The sequence below is a fragment of the Nocardia sp. NPDC058176 genome, assembly GCF_042883805.1.
In the GTDB taxonomy this organism is placed as follows: Bacteria; Actinomycetota; Actinomycetes; order Mycobacteriales; family Mycobacteriaceae; genus Nocardia.
This window is the reverse complement of record NZ_JBHVVA010000002.1, coordinates 679,808-696,270: the sequence shown is the minus strand read 5'-3', so window position 1 is coordinate 696,270 and position 16,463 is coordinate 679,808. Positions and strand designations below refer to the sequence as shown.

The 16,463-nt window shown below is 68.5% G+C and carries 14 protein-coding genes, 1 pseudogene and 1 riboswitch; of the genes and pseudogenes, 6 read left to right on the top strand and 9 right to left on the bottom strand.

The genetic code is table 11. The features are described from left to right. The 9 genes and pseudogenes from ACFVVM_RS15750 to ACFVVM_RS15710 form a co-directional block, all read right to left on the bottom strand. A pseudogene (locus ACFVVM_RS15750) lies at positions 1-501 on the bottom strand (hypothetical protein); the annotation flags it as partial. Next, the gene (locus ACFVVM_RS15745; RefSeq protein ID WP_387618016.1) at positions 498-1,940 is read right to left on the bottom strand and encodes a serine hydrolase domain-containing protein; all 1,443 of its coding nucleotides are present in this window, start codon (positions 1,938-1,940) and stop codon (positions 498-500) included. The gene ACFVVM_RS15745 and the pseudogene ACFVVM_RS15750, both read right to left, overlap by 4 nt. A gap of 187 nt (positions 1,941-2,127) precedes the next feature. After that, positions 2,128-3,768 (bottom strand): phosphomethylpyrimidine synthase ThiC, encoded by a 1,641-nt coding sequence (gene thiC / locus ACFVVM_RS15740; RefSeq protein ID WP_387619232.1) that lies wholly within the window; start codon positions 3,766-3,768, stop codon positions 2,128-2,130. A gap of 5 nt (positions 3,769-3,773) precedes the next feature. Then, a riboswitch (TPP riboswitch) is annotated at positions 3,774-3,901 on the bottom strand. A gap of 55 nt (positions 3,902-3,956) precedes the next feature. Further along, entirely contained in the window at positions 3,957-6,218 is a 2,262-nt protein-coding gene (locus ACFVVM_RS15735; protein WP_387618014.1) for an MMPL family transporter, read from the bottom strand. 215 nt (positions 6,219-6,433) lie between these two features. Then, a complete protein-coding gene (gene fahA / locus ACFVVM_RS15730; RefSeq protein ID WP_387618012.1) occupies positions 6,434-7,627 on the bottom strand; it encodes a fumarylacetoacetase in 1,194 nt (397 codons plus the stop codon). 43 nt (positions 7,628-7,670) lie between these two features. Beyond that, positions 7,671-8,873 (bottom strand): homogentisate 1,2-dioxygenase, encoded by a 1,203-nt coding sequence (locus tag ACFVVM_RS15725; RefSeq protein WP_387618011.1) that lies wholly within the window; start codon positions 8,871-8,873, stop codon positions 7,671-7,673. Positions 8,874-8,938: 65 nt separating this feature from the next. Then, positions 8,939-9,754: an exodeoxyribonuclease III gene (locus ACFVVM_RS15720; protein WP_387618009.1), complete on the bottom strand. Its 816-nt coding sequence runs from the start codon at positions 9,752-9,754 to the stop codon at positions 8,939-8,941. A 19-nt stretch (positions 9,755-9,773) separates the two neighbouring features. After that, positions 9,774-10,730 (bottom strand): GNAT family N-acetyltransferase, encoded by a 957-nt coding sequence (locus tag ACFVVM_RS15715; RefSeq protein ID WP_387618007.1) that lies wholly within the window; start codon positions 10,728-10,730, stop codon positions 9,774-9,776. Next, complete coding sequence (locus ACFVVM_RS15710) at positions 10,720-11,310, bottom strand: peptide deformylase (protein ID WP_387618005.1); 591 nt, start codon at positions 11,308-11,310, stop codon at positions 10,720-10,722. Before ACFVVM_RS15710 ends, ACFVVM_RS15715 begins: the two co-directional genes overlap by 11 nt. A gap of 181 nt (positions 11,311-11,491) precedes the next feature. Between ACFVVM_RS15710 and ACFVVM_RS15705 the strand changes: the two genes are divergently transcribed. From ACFVVM_RS15705 to ACFVVM_RS15680, 6 genes are all read left to right on the top strand, one after another. Beyond that, positions 11,492-11,827 (top strand): DUF3263 domain-containing protein, encoded by a 336-nt coding sequence (locus tag ACFVVM_RS15705; protein WP_071930688.1) that lies wholly within the window; start codon positions 11,492-11,494, stop codon positions 11,825-11,827. A 42-nt stretch (positions 11,828-11,869) separates the two neighbouring features. Next, entirely contained in the window at positions 11,870-12,427 is a 558-nt protein-coding gene (locus ACFVVM_RS15700) for a LytR C-terminal domain-containing protein (RefSeq protein WP_387618003.1), read from the top strand. 86 nt (positions 12,428-12,513) lie between these two features. Continuing rightward, complete coding sequence (locus ACFVVM_RS15695) at positions 12,514-13,188, top strand: superoxide dismutase family protein (RefSeq protein WP_387618001.1); 675 nt, start codon at positions 12,514-12,516, stop codon at positions 13,186-13,188. Positions 13,189-13,198: 10 nt separating this feature from the next. Then, the gene (locus tag ACFVVM_RS15690; protein ID WP_387617999.1) at positions 13,199-14,341 is read left to right on the top strand and encodes a glutamate--cysteine ligase; all 1,143 of its coding nucleotides are present in this window, start codon (positions 13,199-13,201) and stop codon (positions 14,339-14,341) included. Positions 14,342-14,391: 50 nt separating this feature from the next. Further along, complete coding sequence (locus ACFVVM_RS15685; RefSeq protein ID WP_387617997.1) at positions 14,392-15,765, top strand: DUF5933 domain-containing protein; 1,374 nt, start codon at positions 14,392-14,394, stop codon at positions 15,763-15,765. A 146-nt stretch (positions 15,766-15,911) separates the two neighbouring features. Next, positions 15,912-16,463, top strand: a complete 552-nt coding sequence (locus ACFVVM_RS15680) for a Uma2 family endonuclease (protein ID WP_387617995.1) — start codon at positions 15,912-15,914, stop codon at positions 16,461-16,463.

Genomic DNA, 16,463 nt, shown 5'->3' with positions numbered 1-16,463 from the left:
TCGGGTGTCGGTGGCGGGGTTCGCGATGCCGACGTCTTCGGTGTCGGCGGTGGGGGTCGCGGTGCTGATGTCTCCGGTGTCGGCGGCGGGGTTCGCGGTGCTCACGTCTCGGGTGTCGGTGGCGGGGTTCGCGATGCCGACGTCTTCGGTGTCGGCGGTGGGGGTCGCGGTGCTGATGTCTCCGGTGTCGGCGGCGGGGTTCGCAATGCTGACGCCTCCGGCATCGGCGGCAGAGGCCGTGGGCTCGATGTGTCTGGTATCGGCGGTGGGGGTCGCGGTGCTGACGTGTCCGGTGTCGGCGGCGGTCGCGGTGCCGATGTCGCCGGGATCGGTGGTAGGGGTTGCGGCGCCGATGTCTCCGCGGGCGGTGGTGGGGGTCGCAGTGCCGAGGTGGGCGCGGGTGGTGGGGCTCGGGGTGTTGGTGAGTTCGCGCTTGGTGGGGGTTGGGGTGTCGACCGGTGTGCGTACGGCGTGGGAAGGGGTGCCGTGCGGGTCGCTCATCGGGTCGAGCTTAGTGAGCGCAGGTGGGCTAGTCGGGCTGTCAGGGTGGCGGTGGCGGCGAGTGCGCAGGTCAGCAGGGCTATGGACAAGGGTGCGGGGAAGTAGGTGAGCTGGGCCCAGGTGACTGTTCTGCCGTTCATCAACACTGAGAGTGCCTGTGGATAACTTGCGAACAGCAGAATCGGGACCAGGGCGGGTACGCAGCGCAGCGCGGTCCACCACCATCGACTCGACGCGCGGCGTCCTGCCCAGCCGCGCGATCGGAGGACTCCGGTGATGCCGAGGCCGAGCGCGCCCAGCGTGATCACCGCGAGCACCCCTTCGGTCCACTGCCTGCCTCCGCCGGGCATCTCGGGGTTCTCGCCCCGGCCCAGCGCCACCAGTCCGGCGAGGATCTCGTAGGTGTCGTCGTAGAGCGCGGCGCTGTTGGCGAGCACGGCGAAGCCGTAGCCGGTGGCGGGGTCGAGGGCAGCCGCCGAGGTGTAGGTGAACAGGTTCCCCGAGTGGGTCACCAGCGGTGTGCTGGTCGTTTCCTCCAGACCCCAGCCCATGCCGTAGTCGCGCACCGGCGACGGCGTGTGCATGAGTGCCAGGCTCTCCCGGCTCACCAGTTGCGGACCGTCGCCGCTCTGGGTGATCAGCCAGCGACCCAGGTCGGCGGCGGTGGTGATCACCCCGCCGCTACCGCTCTCGTCGAGGAACCCGGCCAGTTCGTCCCGGGCGATCCACCGCCCGAACAGTGAGTTGAATCCATCGGCCGGAGAGACGATCTCGTCGCCGAGCACGCTCTCGGCCATGCCGAGCGGTTCGAAGATCCGCTCCCGCAGGTACTCACCGTACTCACGACCACTCACCACCTCGACCAGTCGCGCGGCGAGGTTGTAGTTGACATTGCTGTAGGCGTACCGGGTTCCGGGTTCGGCGGCCAGCCGCGCCGTGCGCAACGTCGCCGTGTACTGCTCCAGCGAGTTCGTCGACTCGGTCGCCGGAATGTCGACGGTCGAGTCGGCCAGGCCGGAGGTTTGATTCAACAAGTGCCGCACCGTGATCCGATCCGACCGCGAATCCTCGGTGCGAAATTCGGGCAGTTGTTCCACGACCGGCCGATCGAGGTCGATCATCCCGTCCTCGACCCCGATCATCACCGCCATCGCCGTGAACGCCTTGGTCAGCGAGGCGATCCGCATCGGCGTCCGCTCCGTCACCGCCGCCCCGGCCGAATCGTGCCCGTACCCCGCCGCGTGCACCACCTCACCCCGGTGGGTGATCACCGCCGACACCCCGGGCAATCCGGTGAACTCCACCGCCCGCCCGAGGAAGTCGTCGAAAACCGAGGCGGACAACGCCTCTGGCATCGGCGCGGCCTGCCCCGTCACGGCTGTTCCGAGCCCGACACCGACCCCGATCATCCCCGCCACCACCATCGCTCTGATTCGCATGAGCCCAAGCTATGGTCGCCGCGCCTCCACCGAATCCGCCGATCGCATGCCTCAACCCCTACGAAAGTCGATCCCGAATCACCCACCCCGTGTTGGACGTTCGATCACCAGGCAATGGCGCAAATATCGGCCGAGAGGCCATCGCCACCAGTGCCTGGTGATCGTCGGTCCAGTTCGATGTCGTCCGTCAGGAGACGACGGGGAGGTAGACCTGGCTGCCGTGGTCGGCGAATTCGGCGGACTTCTCGGCCATGCCCGCTTCGATGGCGGCCACGTCGGTGAGGCCTTGCTTCTCGGCGTATTCGCGGACGTCGGCGGAGATGCGCATGGAGCAGAACTTGGGGCCGCACATGGAGCAGAAGTGGGCGGTCTTGGCGGGTTCGGCGGGCAGGGTCTCGTCGTGGTATTCGCGGGCGGTGTCGGGGTCCAAGGACAGGGCGAACTGGTCGTGCCAGCGGAATTCGAAACGGGCCTTGGACAATTCGTTGTCACGGTCCTGGGCGCGCGGGTGGCCCTTGGCGAGGTCGGCGGCGTGGGCGGCGATCTTGTAGGTGATCACGCCGACCTTGACGTCATCGCGGTTGGGCAGGCCGAGGTGTTCCTTGGGGGTGACGTAACAGAGCATCGCGGTCCCGGCCTGCGCGATGATCGCGGCGCCGATGGCGGAGGTGATGTGGTCGTAGGCGGGCGCGATATCGGTGGCCAGCGGGCCGAGGGTGTAGAACGGCGCCTCCTCGCACAGTTCCTCCTCGAGCCGCACGTTCTCGACGATCTTGTGCATCGGTACGTGACCCGGGCCCTCGATCATCACCTGCACGCCATAGGATTTCGCGATCTTGGTGAGTTCTCCGAGGGTGCGCAGTTCGGCGAACTGAGCGGCGTCGTTGGCATCGGCGATCGAGCCGGGACGCAGGCCGTCACCGAGGGAGAAAGTGACGTCGTAGCGCGCCAGGATCTCGCACAGTTCTCGGAAGTGCGTGTACAGGAACGATTCCTGGTGATGAGCCAGACACCACGCGGCCATGATGGACCCGCCGCGCGAGACGATGCCGGTGACGCGCTTGGCCGTGAGCGGGATGTAGCGCAGCAGCACGCCGGCGTGCACGGTCATGTAGTCGACGCCCTGTTCGCACTGCTCGATCACGGTGTCGCGGTACATCTCCCAGGTGAGCTTGGTGGGATCGCCGTTCACCTTTTCGAGGGCCTGGTAGATCGGCACGGTGCCGATCGGGACGGGCGAGTTGCGCAGGATCCATTCGCGGGTCTCGTGGATGTTCTTGCCGGTCGACAGGTCCATGATGGTGTCGGCACCCCAGCGCGAGGCCCACACCATTTTCTCGACCTCCTCGGCGATCGAGGACGACACCGCCGAGTTGCCGATGTTGGCGTTGATCTTCACCAGGAACTTCTTGCCGATGATGGTCGGCTCGAGTTCCGGGTGCTTGTGGTTGGCCGGAATCACCGCGCGACCGGCGGCGACCTCTTCGCGCACCAGTTCCGCCGAGACTCCCTCGCGGGTGGCGATGAAGCGCATCTCATCGGTGACGATGCCCTGGCGAGCCCAGTGCAGCTGGGTGCGCGGGCCGTCGAGTTCGGGCTTGGTCCACCCGTCGCGCAGCTTCGGCAGACCGGCTTCGAGATCGATCACCGCGTTGTCATCGGTGTACGGGCCGGAGGTGTCGAAGACGTCGAAATGATCGCCATTGGTGAGATTGATCCGGCGCACGGGTATCCGCAGGCCGTCGACCTCTTCGTAGTGCTTGACGCTGCCCTGGATCGGCCCGGTGGTCACGGTGTCGACCGGCGTACCGGTCCCGTTCGACGACATGGCTGTGCCCATGGTTTCTTCCTCCCTACGCCGGCATTACCCGGTCAGGTTCATACGGTCGACGGCCCTGAACGCCCGAAAATGGGCTAGCCGTCCTCTCAGCCCGCTGGTGCGAGCCCCCGTTGGCGTGTGAAATTGTCCAGCCCGACCCTACCCGCCCGCCCGGACAGCGCCGGGCGGGCGGACGGTTACACCGACGCCTTGTCCAGCCGCGGCGTCTCGGCGGGCGCGGGCACGGGATCATCGGACTCGTGCAGGCCGAACCGGTTGTGCAGCGCGACAAGCGGTTTGGGCGCCCACCAGTTCCAGCGGCCCATCATGCGCATCAGCGCGGGTGCGAGCAGCCCGCGGATCACCGTCGCGTCGCTGATCACCGCCAGCGCGCAGCCGAGACCGAACAGCTTCATCATCGACACACCGGAGGTGGCGACCCCGAGGAACACCACGCTCATCAGCAGCGCGGCGGCGGTGAAGATGCGTCCGGTGCGGGCCACACCCATCGCGACCGCCTCGGTATTGCCCTCGGTGGTCTTGGGCCCGGCCAGCCATTCCTCGCGGATGCGCGAGAGCAGGAACACCTCGTAGTCCATGGAGGCGCCGAAGGCCAGGGCGAACATGAGAATGGGCATGGCGAGGTTGAGCGTGCCGGTGGCGGTGAAGCCGAGCAGGCCCGCCAGGTTGCCCTCCTGGAAGATCCACACCATCGCGCCGAAGGTCGCCGCCAGCGACAACATGTTGAGCGCCAGCGCCTTCACCGGCAGCACCACACTGCCGGTGAACAGGAACAGCAGGATCAGCGTGGCGATCGCGATCAGCGCACCGGCCAGCGGCAGCTTGCCGGTGATCGCGGTGACCGAGTCCTGGTTCAGCGCGGCCGGGCCGGTGACCAGCACATCCGAGGGAGCGGGCACGGCGCGCAGCGCTTCGAGCTGGGCGCGGCCCGCGTCGGAGTACGGATCGAGCCGGGTGCCGACGGAGAGATAGGCACCGGCCTGCGGGTCCGACATCTCGGGAACCCCGGCGGCCACCCGCAACCCACCGCTGTACACGGCCTCGCTGCTGAGTACGGCGGGTACCTCCGGCACCGTGGACAACTCGCGGGCGTAGGCGTCCAATTCGGCTGGTGTGCCGTCGAATTCGGGCAGCACGATGGTCGCGCTCGAGGCCAGGTCGGCGTCGAACTCGGTGCGCAGGATGTCGCCGACCGAGCGGCTGGCCACGTCGGTGGGCAGCGAGCGGTCGTCGGGGTAGCCGAACTGCACGCCGAGGAACGGCGAGCCGAGCAGCAGCAGGAACGCGGTGGTGGCCAGGGCGATCGACATCGGCCGCTTCATCACCGCGGTCACCAGCCGGTACCAGAACGTCTGCTGCGGCTGCTTCTCGAGCCGGGGCGGGCGCCGGAACAGCTTGCGCAGCGGGGCGCGCAGGTCGAGGGCGTTGATCCGGTCGCCGACCAGGATGAGTAGTGCGGGCAGCACGATCACCGCCGCGGCGGTGGCGGCCGCGACCACGGCGATGCCCGCGTAGGCGAAGGATTTGAAGAAGTACTGCGGGAACACCAGCAGCGCCGACAGCGACAGCGCCACCACCAGCGCCGAGTAGACCACCGTGCGGCCCGCGGTCTGGATCGAGCGGATCACCGCCGCGGTCGGGGTGGAACCACCCGCGAGTTCCTCCCGGTACCGGCTGACGATGAACAGGCTGTAGTCGATCGCCAGCGCGAGCCCGAGCGCGGTGGTCATGTTCAGCGCGAAGATCGACACATCGGTCACCGCGGTGAGTACCCGCAGAATGCCCAGCGCCGCCGCGATGGCGAACAGGCCGATCGCCACCGGCAGCGCGGCCGCCACGACGCTGCCGAACACCAGGGCGAGCAGCAGGGCGGTGATCGGGATGGCGATGGCCTCGGCCAGGATCAGATCCTTGCTGATCTGGGTGTTGATGTCGGAGAAGGCGGCGGCGAGACCACCGGCCTCGATCGTGACCGGACCGTCCTCGACCCGCAGTTCCTCGCTCAGCTTGCCCGCCCGGTCCGGCAGCTCGGCGTCATCGCCCTCGATGCTGGCCAGGATCAGCGCCCGCTGCCCGTCCTTGCTGCGCAGCGCCTGCTTCAGGTCCGCACGCGCGGTCCAATACGACTGCACCCCGCTGATCCAGGGATGATCGCTGAGCTCGGCCTCCACGGCCTCGGCGGCGGCGCGCGCGGCGGGGGAGTCGGGGCCGCCCTCGGCGGTGACCGCGAGGACGTAGTTCGGCTCGCTGCCGGGGAAGTGCTCGCTCAGATACAGACTGGCCTGGACCGACTCGAGATCGTCGGTGACGAACCCGCCCGACTTCATGTGCGAATGCACGGTGGCGCCGATCGCCCCGCACAGCACCATCAGCAACAGCGCGACCGCGACCACCAGGCGTGGGCGGCCCACGGCGGCGCGGGCGATTCTCGTCAACATCGTCGCGGACTCTCTCCTCGATGAAACCTCGGAGGTCACCGTAGCCCGTGGGCGAGGTGGGTGGACACCGCCTGTGGGTGGAGGCGGTGACCGGAGAATCTCCGCCTGCCGGTGGATTCGGTCGGCTGACTGTGTGCTGGATCACCATTTCGCGCTGATCCTGCCGGAAATTCTGGAAAGTGTCCGCGAAGTGGGGACGGGTGTGGTGGGTGAGATCAGCGGGCGGGCAGGATCGTCCCGCCGACCTCGCCGAGGCCGATGCGCCGGCCCGCCGTGCCGGGCGCCGTCGCGGTGATCGTGACCCGGTCGCCGTCGGCGAGGAAGGTCCGTGTCTCGGTGCCGACGGTGACGGGTTCCGTTCCACCCCAGGTCAATTCGATGAAGGACCCCCGTTGATCGGGATCGGGGCCCGAGATGGTGCCCGAGGCGTAGAGGTCGCCGGGGCGCACCGAGGCCCCGTTGGCGGTGAGATGGGCCAGCATCTGGGCCGGGGACCAGTACATCCGCCCGTACGGCGGATGCGCCACGACCTCGTCGTTCCAGCGCACGGTCAGGTCGATGTCGAGGCCGTGGTCGTCGGAGCCGCGCAGGTAGGGCAGTGGTTTCGGGGTCTGTGTCGGCAAGGGGACGCGGGCGTTGGCGAGCGCGTCCAGCGGAGTGATCCAGGCCGCGAGCGAGGTGGTGAACGACTTGCCGAGGAACGGGCCGAGCGGCTGGTACTCCCAGGCCTGGATGTCGCGGGCCGACCAGTCGTTGACCAGGCCGACGCCGAAGACGTGCTCGGAGAACTCGTCGACGGTGACCGGCACGCCCAGCGTCGAACCCTGGCCGACGACGAAGCCGAGTTCGGCCTCGATGTCGAGCCGTTGCGACGGACCGAAATCCGGTGCGTCGGAACCGGTTCGACGCTGGCCGTTCGGCCGGATCACCGGAGTGCCCGAGACGACGACGGTCCCTGCCCGGCCGTGATAGCCGACCGGCAGGTGCCGCCAATTCGGTAGCAGTGGTTCACTGTCGGGCCGGAACAGCCTGCCGAGGTTGGTCGCGTGGTCAACGCTGGCGTAGAAGTCGACGTAGTCGCCGATCCGCACCGGGAGCTTCATCCGCACGGTGGACAGGGGGAACTGCGCGTCGACCGGCAGTGCGGTCCCGGCGAGCTCGCGCACCTGGTCACGGACCTCGCGCCACCGGGTCGGACCCGCCGCGAGAAGAGCGTTGAGGTCTGCGCGAAGGAATATCGGATCATCCAGCAGTGCCGCGAGATCCAATACCGTGTCACTCAGCCGAACGCCGACCCGGGGCTCGCCCGCCGGTGGTGCGAAAACCCCGTACGGCAGGTTCTCGGGTCCGAACAGCGAGTCATCCGGCACCTCGACACAGATCAGTCCGGTGCGCGCCCCGCCCGTCATCGTCCGCACCCTGCGCTGCACCTGCGCCCGGCGTCGCGGCTGTTCATCCGAGCCCCGGCCCGCGACCCGACCATGTCCACGCGTACGCCGGATCCTCGCAGGCCAGCGCCCCCTCGCCCAGCTGCAACGGCCGGAAAGTATCCACCATCACCGCCAATTCGTCGAAGAACTCCGCACCGATACTGCGTTCGTAGGCGCCCGGTTGCGGACCGTGCGCGTAGCCGCCCGGATGCACCGAGACCGATCCCTGCGTGATCCCGGAACCCTTGCGCGCCTCGTAGTTTCCGCCGCAATAGAACATGATCTCGTCGGAATCCACATTGGAGTGGTAGTACGGCACCGGAATCGACTGCGGGTGATAGTCGACCTTGCGCGGAACGAAATTGCAGATCACGAAATTGGTGGCCTCGAACGCCTGATGCACCGGCGGCGGCTGATGCACGCGCCCGGTGATCGGTTCGAAATCGGCGATGTTGAACGTGAACGGATACAGGCAGCCATCCCAGCCGACGACATCGAAAGGGTGTGTCGCATAGGTCATCCTGGTGCCGATCACCTCGGTGCCCGCCCGGTGTTTGACCAGCACCTCCACATCTGAACCCTCGGCGATCAACGGTTCGGCCGGACCGTGCAGATCACGCTCGCAGTAGGGCGAATTCTCCAGTAGCTGACCGAATTTCGACAGATACCGCTTCGGCGGGGTGATGTGGCTCGACGCCTCGATGACGTAGGCCCGCACCGGTTCGTCCCCGGTGGGCAGCCAGCGATGGGTGGTCGCCCTCGGCATGAGCACCTGGTCGCCCTGACGCACCGGAAGCGCACCGAACACGCTCTCCGCCACGGCCGCACCGGATTCCACGTAGACCAGCTCGTCGCCGATCGCGTTGCGGTACAGCGGGGACGCGGCCTCGGCGACCACATACGAGATCCGCACATCGGCATTGGCCAGCAGCAGCCTGCGTCCGGTCACCGGGTCGGTGGCCGCCGGGGTGTCGCCGGGGAACAGCGCGGGCAGGCGCAGATGACGGTGGCGCAGTGGATGATTCGGAGTGGTCGACTGGTCGGGCAGCTCCCAGACCGTCGCGTCGACGATCGCCGGTGGCAGGGCGCGGTGATAGAGCAGCGAGGAGTCCCCGGAGAACCCCTCCTCGCCCATCAGCTCTTCGTAATAGAGGCCGCCGCGCTCGTCCCGATGCTGCGTATGCCGCTTCGGCGGCACCGCTCCCACCGTTCGATAGAAAGCCACGAACACACCTCCCGCTTCGTCGCAGGCCGGACAGGTCCTGCTCCCACGGTACCGCTCGGAGCAGGTCAGTCGGTGAATTCGGCGATCACGGGGGCGTGGTCGCTGGCGCCCTTGCCCTTGCGCTCCTCCCGGTCGACACCGGCATCGGTGACCTGGTCGGCGAGGGCGGGGGAGGCCAGGATGTAGTCGATGCGCATGCCCTCCTTGCGGGGGAAACGCAGCTGGGTGTAGTCCCAGTAGGTGTAGACGCCGGGGCCGGGGGCGAACGGGCGGATCACATCGCGGAAGCCGGTGTCGAGCATGGCCTGGAAGGCGGCGCGTTCGGGCGCGGAGGTGTGAGTCTTGCCCGCGAAGAACTCCGGCGACCAGACGTCGTCGTCGGTCGGGGCGATGTTCCAGTCGCCGACCAGCGCGATCTTGGCGTCGGGGTCGTCGGCGAGCCAGCCGGTCGCGTTGTCGCGCAGGGCCGAGAGCCAGTCGAGCTTGTAGGCGTAGTGCGGGTCGTCCAAGGCGCGCCCGTTGGGCACGTACAGGCTCCACACCCGCACGCCCCCGCAGGTCGCGCCGATGGCGCGGGCCTCGACCACCGGCGAATCGATCAGCGAGTCACCGGCGTTCTTGTCGAAACCGGGCTGACCGGCGAAGGCGGTCTCCACATCGGTGAGCCCCACCCGCGACACGATCGCGACACCGTTCCACTGGTTGAGCCCCACGTGCGCGACCTCGTAGCCCGCGGCGTCGAAGCGCTCGAACGGGAACTGGTCGTCGCGGCACTTGGTCTCCTGTAGCGCCAGCACGTCGATGTCGTGGCGGTCGAGGAAATCGATCGCCCGATCGACGCGGGACCGGATCGAGTTGATGTTCCAGGTGGCGAGACGCACGGTGTCCTTTCGAGGCCGCTCAACCCTGCGGGGCGGCGTAGCGGTAGGTGTGGTGGTCGACGAAGCCCAGGTCTCGGTAGAGGGCGAGGGCGGTGGCGTTGCCGACCTCCACCTGCACATAGGCGTGGGTCGCGCCCTGTTCGGCGCCCCAGCGGATGAGTTCGGCGCACACCAGCGCACCGAGGCCGTTGCGGCGGTGCGCCGCGGCGACCGCGACGCAGGTGAGGCCGACCCAGCGCCGGCCGTCGGGGGCGGTGGTCACCGCGCCGCGGCCGATCGCCAGTGGTTCGGGCAGGCCGAGCGAGGCGAAACCGAGCGTGCCGCCGAGTGTCGAGGTGAGGACGCCCAGGTCGGGTTTGCGCACCGCCGGGTCGACCGGGATCTCGCCGCGATAGCGGTGGGCGGTGAGCCATCCGGCGTCGGGCTGCGGCGCGACGCGCACCATCGACGGGCCCTGTGGCAGGACGAAATTCGCGATGTCGAGGCCGAGAACGACGGTCTCGCTCCAGGTGTTCCAGCCCGGCGGGACCGGGGCCAGCCGGTCGGGCAGTTGCAGCAGCAGCGGCAGGCCCTGATCGGTGTACCAGTCGGCGATCCGGCGCATCGATTCGATCGAGAGCACCGCGGGCACGCCCGATTCGCCCAGCGGCACCGCCGAATTCGCGCGCCCGGTGTAGCCGTTGCCCGCCCGGACCAGCCAACCGTCGATCCACAGGTGTGCCGTGCCGGGCCAGCCGAAGGCCGCCGCCGTTTCCAGCGACCGGATCTCCTTGGTCCGAATCGGCCTCGGGCCCAACGCTTTCAGCGCCACCACCCGATCCGCCGCGACTTCGACCAGCTCGCCCTCGGCGGTACGCACCGATGGCGGAGTCAGCGACACCAGCTCACCGATCACATCGGTGAGCGGCTGCGGATAACCCTCCGGCAGCTGATACCGCATCACCACGCGGCGGCCGAGTGGTATTTCAGTCGTCATGGCCGAAGGGGTCGGGGACGGTGCCGGGGATCCAGCTCAGACCCGGTGTGCCCCAGCCGTTGCGCTTGATCGCCTTCTTCGCGGCGCGGGCATTGCGCCCGATCAGCACGTCGACATAGAGGAAGCCGTCGAGGTGGCCCACCTCGTGCTGCAGCATCCTGGCGAAGAAGCCGGTGCCCTCGATGTCGACCGGTTCGCCGTGCTCGTCGGTCCCGGTGACCCTGGCCCAGTCCGCGCGCCCGGTCGGGAACTGCTCGCCCGGCACGGACAGGCAGCCCTCCTCGTCGTCATCGGGATCGGGCATGGTCTCGGGGATCGCCGAGGTCTCCAGAACCGGGTTGACCACGGTGCCCTTGCGCCGGATCGGATTGCCCGCGGCGTCGAAATCGGGGCAGTCGTAGACGAACAGCCGCTTGCCGACGCCGACCTGGTTGGCCGCCAGGCCGACACCCTTGGACTCGGCGAGGGTGTCGTACATGTCCGCGATCAGCTCGGCCAGCTCCGCGGGCGACTCCGTCACCGTGGCAGTGCGGTTGTGGAGGACGGGGTCACCGACGATCACGATCGGGAGAATTGCCATGACGGCCATTATCGCCGTATCCGCCATCGGCCGAGCGCCGACCCCTGTGGCCTGCGACACGCTACTGGCCCACAGTCAACACGCCGGGACATCGGTCGGACGATCCGCCCGCCGCATGGTTGAATGATCCGCGACGTGCAAGCGTCATTTTTCATCTCGTGATACTCGGCGAGGGAGCAAGATGGACGGCGCAGCGGCTCGGCACATCTCCGCGATCCAAGACGGTTCACCAGCGGGCGAGCAGGCCTCGGTCATCGACGAGACGACCGGCCTGAGTCGGCGTGAGCTCGACATCCTGGACTTCGAACGCAAATGGTGGAAATACGCGGGCGCCAAGGAAGACGCCATCCGCGAACTGTTCGCCATGTCGGCCACCCGCTACTACCAGGTGCTCAACGCGGTCGTCGACAAGGACGAAGCGCTCGCGGCCGACCCCATGCTGGTCAAGCGGCTGCGCAGGCTGCGGGCGAGCAGGCAGAAAGCGCGCGCCGCGCGCCGACTCGGTTTCCAGGTCTGACATGACAGTCACCGAACCGTCGATGCGACTAGGGTTGCGCGGGTGAGCAACCCGAATCCCACCCCCGGCGGCCCCCCGCTGCGCGCGCTGGCGATGGTGTTGATCGCCCTGGCCATCGTTTTCGCCGGGCTGGGTGCGATGTCGTTGTCGAACTCCGACGCCGATGCCTCGGACGCGGCCGAGCAGACCGAGACCACCACCAGCGCGGTCGCGCAGGCACCGGTCACCACGACCGCCGCGCCGACGACCACCGAGGTCGCCGAGCCCACGACCACCACCGTCGAGCCGACCACGACCACCCCGACCACCACACCCCAGACCGGCGCCGTCGATCAGGCGGTTCCGGTGCGCGTGCTGAACAACAGCCTGGTCGTCGGCCTGGCCGCCCGCACCGCGAGCGAACTGGGCGCGGCGGGCTGGAGCAATGTCAGCACCGGCAACTACAGCGGCGCGAACCTGACCACCACCACCGTGTTCTACGGCACCGGCGCGGGCGACCGGGCCGCGGCCACCGAGATCGCCCAGCAGGTCGGCGGGACGGTCGCGCCCAAGTCCGGTGACACCTCGCCGGGCGTCGTGGTGGTACTGACCGGTAGCTGAGTCGCGGTACTCGGTGCCGAGACCGTCGACCTCGCTGTGGCATCATCGTCACCGGTACAGCCCTGTCCACGAAGGAGAGTTCCCCGATGGCCACGTCGACCACTCGTCGTCCGTCCTGGCGCACTGTGACCCCGGTGCTCGCAGTCGCCGCGTTCGGGCTCGTCGCCTGCAGCAACAGCCAGGAATCGAGTGATGTCGCGGGGACCACGCCGCCGGTGTGGACCAGCTCGCCCGCGCCCGCGGGCCACGAGGGCGGCCACGGCTCGACCCCCGGCGGTCGCGAGGGCGACGATCACGGCGCCTCCGCGGACGGCCTGAAGGTCGAACTGAAAGACGGCTCGGGCGCCGATGTCGGCACCGCGACCATCGTCTCCGGCGGCAACCACCTGGTCGTCACCGTCGAGGCGCAGGGCCTGACCCCCGGCTTCCACGGTCTGCACTTCCACCAGAACGGCACCTGTGAGGGCGATTTCGCCTCCGCCGGTGGCCACCTGCAGGTCGGCCCCGCCGACGCGCATCCCTCGAGCGGTGACCTCACCTCGCTGCAGGTCATCGAAGACGGCACCGCCAAGCTGGTCACCTGGACTGACAAGGTCACCCTCGAGCAGATCGCGGGCAAGGCGCTGATCGTGCACTCCGGCGCCGACAACTTCGGCAACATCCCGCCGCGCTACACCCACGAGGGTGGCACCGGTCCGGACGCGGCCACCCTGTCCACCGGCGACGCCGGTTCGCGGGTGGCCTGCGGCGTGGTCGGTTAGCGAGACGCGCATGGCCGGGGCAGCACAGTCGGTACCTTTTCGCGGTTCGCCCCGGCCGACCATCGGCATCGAATGGGAGATCGCGCTCGTCGACAAGGTGACGCGCGATCTGTCCAACACCGCCTCGGCGGTGTTCGACGCGGTCGGTGACCGGCGGGCCCACGACGGCACCCCGCAGGTCTCCAAGGAGCTGCTGCGCAACACCGTCGAACTGGTGACCGGTGTGCACGACACGGTCGCCGGGGCGGTGGACGATCTGCGCGGCACCATGGACGCGGTGCGTCGCGCGGCCGATCCGCTCGGTGTCGACCTGTTCTGCGCGGGCACCCATCCGTTCGCACCGTGGTCGGCCCAACAGCTCACCCGCTCACCGCATTACGACGAGCTGATCGAGCGCACCCAGTGGTGGGGCCGCCAGATGCTGATCTGGGGCGTGCACGTGCACGTGGGAGTCTCGCACCGGGACAAGGTCTTTCCGATCCTGAACTCGCTGCTGCTGTCGTATCCGCATCTGCTCGCGCTGTCGGCGTCCTCGCCGATGTGGTCCGGCGACGACACCGGCTACGCCAGCAATCGCGCGCTGATGTTCCAGCAGCTGCCCACCGCCGGGCTGCCGTTCCAGTTCGAGAACTGGCGCCAGTTCGAGGGTTTCGTGCACGACCAGCTCAAAACCGGTGTGTTCGAACAACTCGGCGGCATGCACTGGGACATCCGGCCCGCGCCCAAGTGGGGCACCATCGAGATCCGGGTCTGCGACGGGCTGTCCAGCCGCGCCGAACTGGCCTCGGTGGCCGCGCTGATCCACTGTCTCGTGGTGGATCTGGAGCAGCGGCTCGACAACGGCGAGGACCTGCCGACGCTGCCGCCCTGGCACGTGCAGGAGAACAAATGGCGGGCCGCGCGCTACGGGCTCGACGCCATCGTGATCGTCGACGACGCCTCCAATGAGCGATTGGTCACAGACGATCTGATGGATCTGCTCACCCGATTGGAGCCGACGGCACGGCGACTCGGCTGCGCCGACGAATTGGCCGCGGTCGCCGAGATTCCCCGCCACGGTGCCTCCTACCAGCGGCAACGCCGAGTGGCCGCGCATTCGCAGGGTGATCTTGTCGCGGTCGTCGATTCCCTGGTGCGCGAGCTGGATCAGTAGCGTTCAGCCGCTCGGTGAGGTGCTGTTCACCGGCCGTTTACGATGTCTGGATGCTTGTCGAACACCCGCGCGGCGTTGCGGAGGGTGCCACCCGCCTGAATCGCCTCAGCCGCTTGCGCGAGCCACGCGTTCTCGCGGTCATCGCGGTGTCCGCGGTGCTCGCCCTGCTGATCGGATTACAGGTCGCGGCGTGGATCAGTGGGTTCGACGGACCGTTGGCCAGCCTGGCCCGGGACTACGTCGGGACGCCGAAATCGATGTCGGTGCCGTGGGCGGGGCTGGTGCTCGCGCTGGTCGGCGTCTCGGCGCGACGGCGGGTGATCGCGGCGGGCGCGGCGATCGGGATCGACGCGGTGTGGGCGGCGCTGCGGCTGCTCGACGGTCAGCCGTTCGCCGTCGGCAACGGGCCGACCATCGTGCTGACCGCGCTGGTGTTGATCGCGGTGCTGCGCTGGCGGGGCAGGGAACGCACCGACGCGCTGCGCGCGGCGGCGCTGGGCGCGCTGCTGGTGTTGGCCACCAAGGTCGGTGACGTGTGGTTGCACGTCACCTCGGCGGTGCATCCGACCGTGCTCGACGAGTATCTGCTGCTGGCCGATCACGCGCTGGGCGACCCGGCGTGGGTCATGGGCCGGGTGCTCGACGTGCTCGGGCCCGAGGTGTACGCGGTGCTGCACTGGGTCTACATCGAATTGCCGGTGGCGGCGATCGTCGTCGCGGTGTGGCAGTTGCGCCGGGTGGTGCCGACCGGGATCTGGCCCAGTCACTATCTGGTGCGCACCTTCCTGGTGCTCGGTCTGGTCGGGCCGCTGTTCTATGTGCTGTTCCCGGTGGTCGGGCCGATGTTCGCGTTCGGCCCCGACGGGCACGGCTTCCAGGTGGGCGATTTCTGGCCCACCGCGCTGCCGCCGCTCGATCACAGCCCGGCCGCGCTGTCCTTCGACGAGGTCACCCCGCGCAACTGCATGCCCTCGATGCACACCGCCTGGGCCCTGTCGCTGTTCCTGCACACCCGCCGCGACATCGACGGCTCCCGCGCCCCCGCCTGGCTGCGCTGGGGCGGCGCGTTCTGGCTGATCGCCACCGTGGCCGCCACTCTGGGCTTCGGCTACCACTACGGCGTCGACCTGGTGGCGGGCGCCATCCTCTGCCTGACCGTCGAATCCGCCCTGCGCTCACCCGAACGCGGCTGGGGCGCCTTCCGAATCCGCCTCGTCGCCTTCGGCACGGTCACCTTCGCCGGCCTCCTACTGTCCTACCGCTACCTGGCCGTCCCGATGGCCGAATACCCGATCACCGCGGGCGCCATCGTCCTCGGCCTGTTGGCGGCAGTCTCCATCGCCTTCCACACCACCTGGTTCGCCACCGCCCCGATCCCCACGGCCAAAACCGGCGTAACCCCTGAACCCGCTACCACGGCCTGACAACCACCGGCGCGCCGCGGCTGATCACCTCAGCGGCTGAGCCGCGTCAGTGAGGTTGCGAAGTCGGCTCGGCAGCAGCCCGGTCACCTAGACTTGGCACGACAGTTGCGAAGGAGGGTTCATTGAGCACCGCGATTCCGCAGTGGATGTATCCGCCGCGCGACAGCGGCTGGGAAGCCGATGACCTCGATTCGCTGCCCCCCGAAGCCCCCCGCCACACCGAGTTGCTCGATGGAGCGTTGATCTTCAACATGTCCCCGCAGCGGAGTTGGCACGATCGGGTGATCCGCAGGCTGACCGCCGCGTTGGAGTTGGTTGTCCCCGCCGAGCGGACTGTCGAGGCGCAGATGACCATCAAGTTGAACAACCGCAGCAGGCCGGAGCCGGACATCATCGCCGCGCGCGTCCCTTATTCTCCGGACCGGACACGCTTCCTGCCCGACGAAGTCGAGCTGGTGGTCGAGGTCGTGTCGGCGGAGTCCGAGGATCGGGATCGCCGCTACAAGCCGCGCCTCTACGCCGAGGCGGGTCTACGACACTTGTGGCGCATCGAGGACGAAGCCGGCTTGCCAGTGGTGCACACCTACGAACTCGATGACACGACGGGCTTCTACGTCGCGACGGGTGTACATCGCGGCCGCCTGACCGTGACGGTTCCGGTCGAACTCGACATCGCCCTGAGCGACCTCACCCGCTGA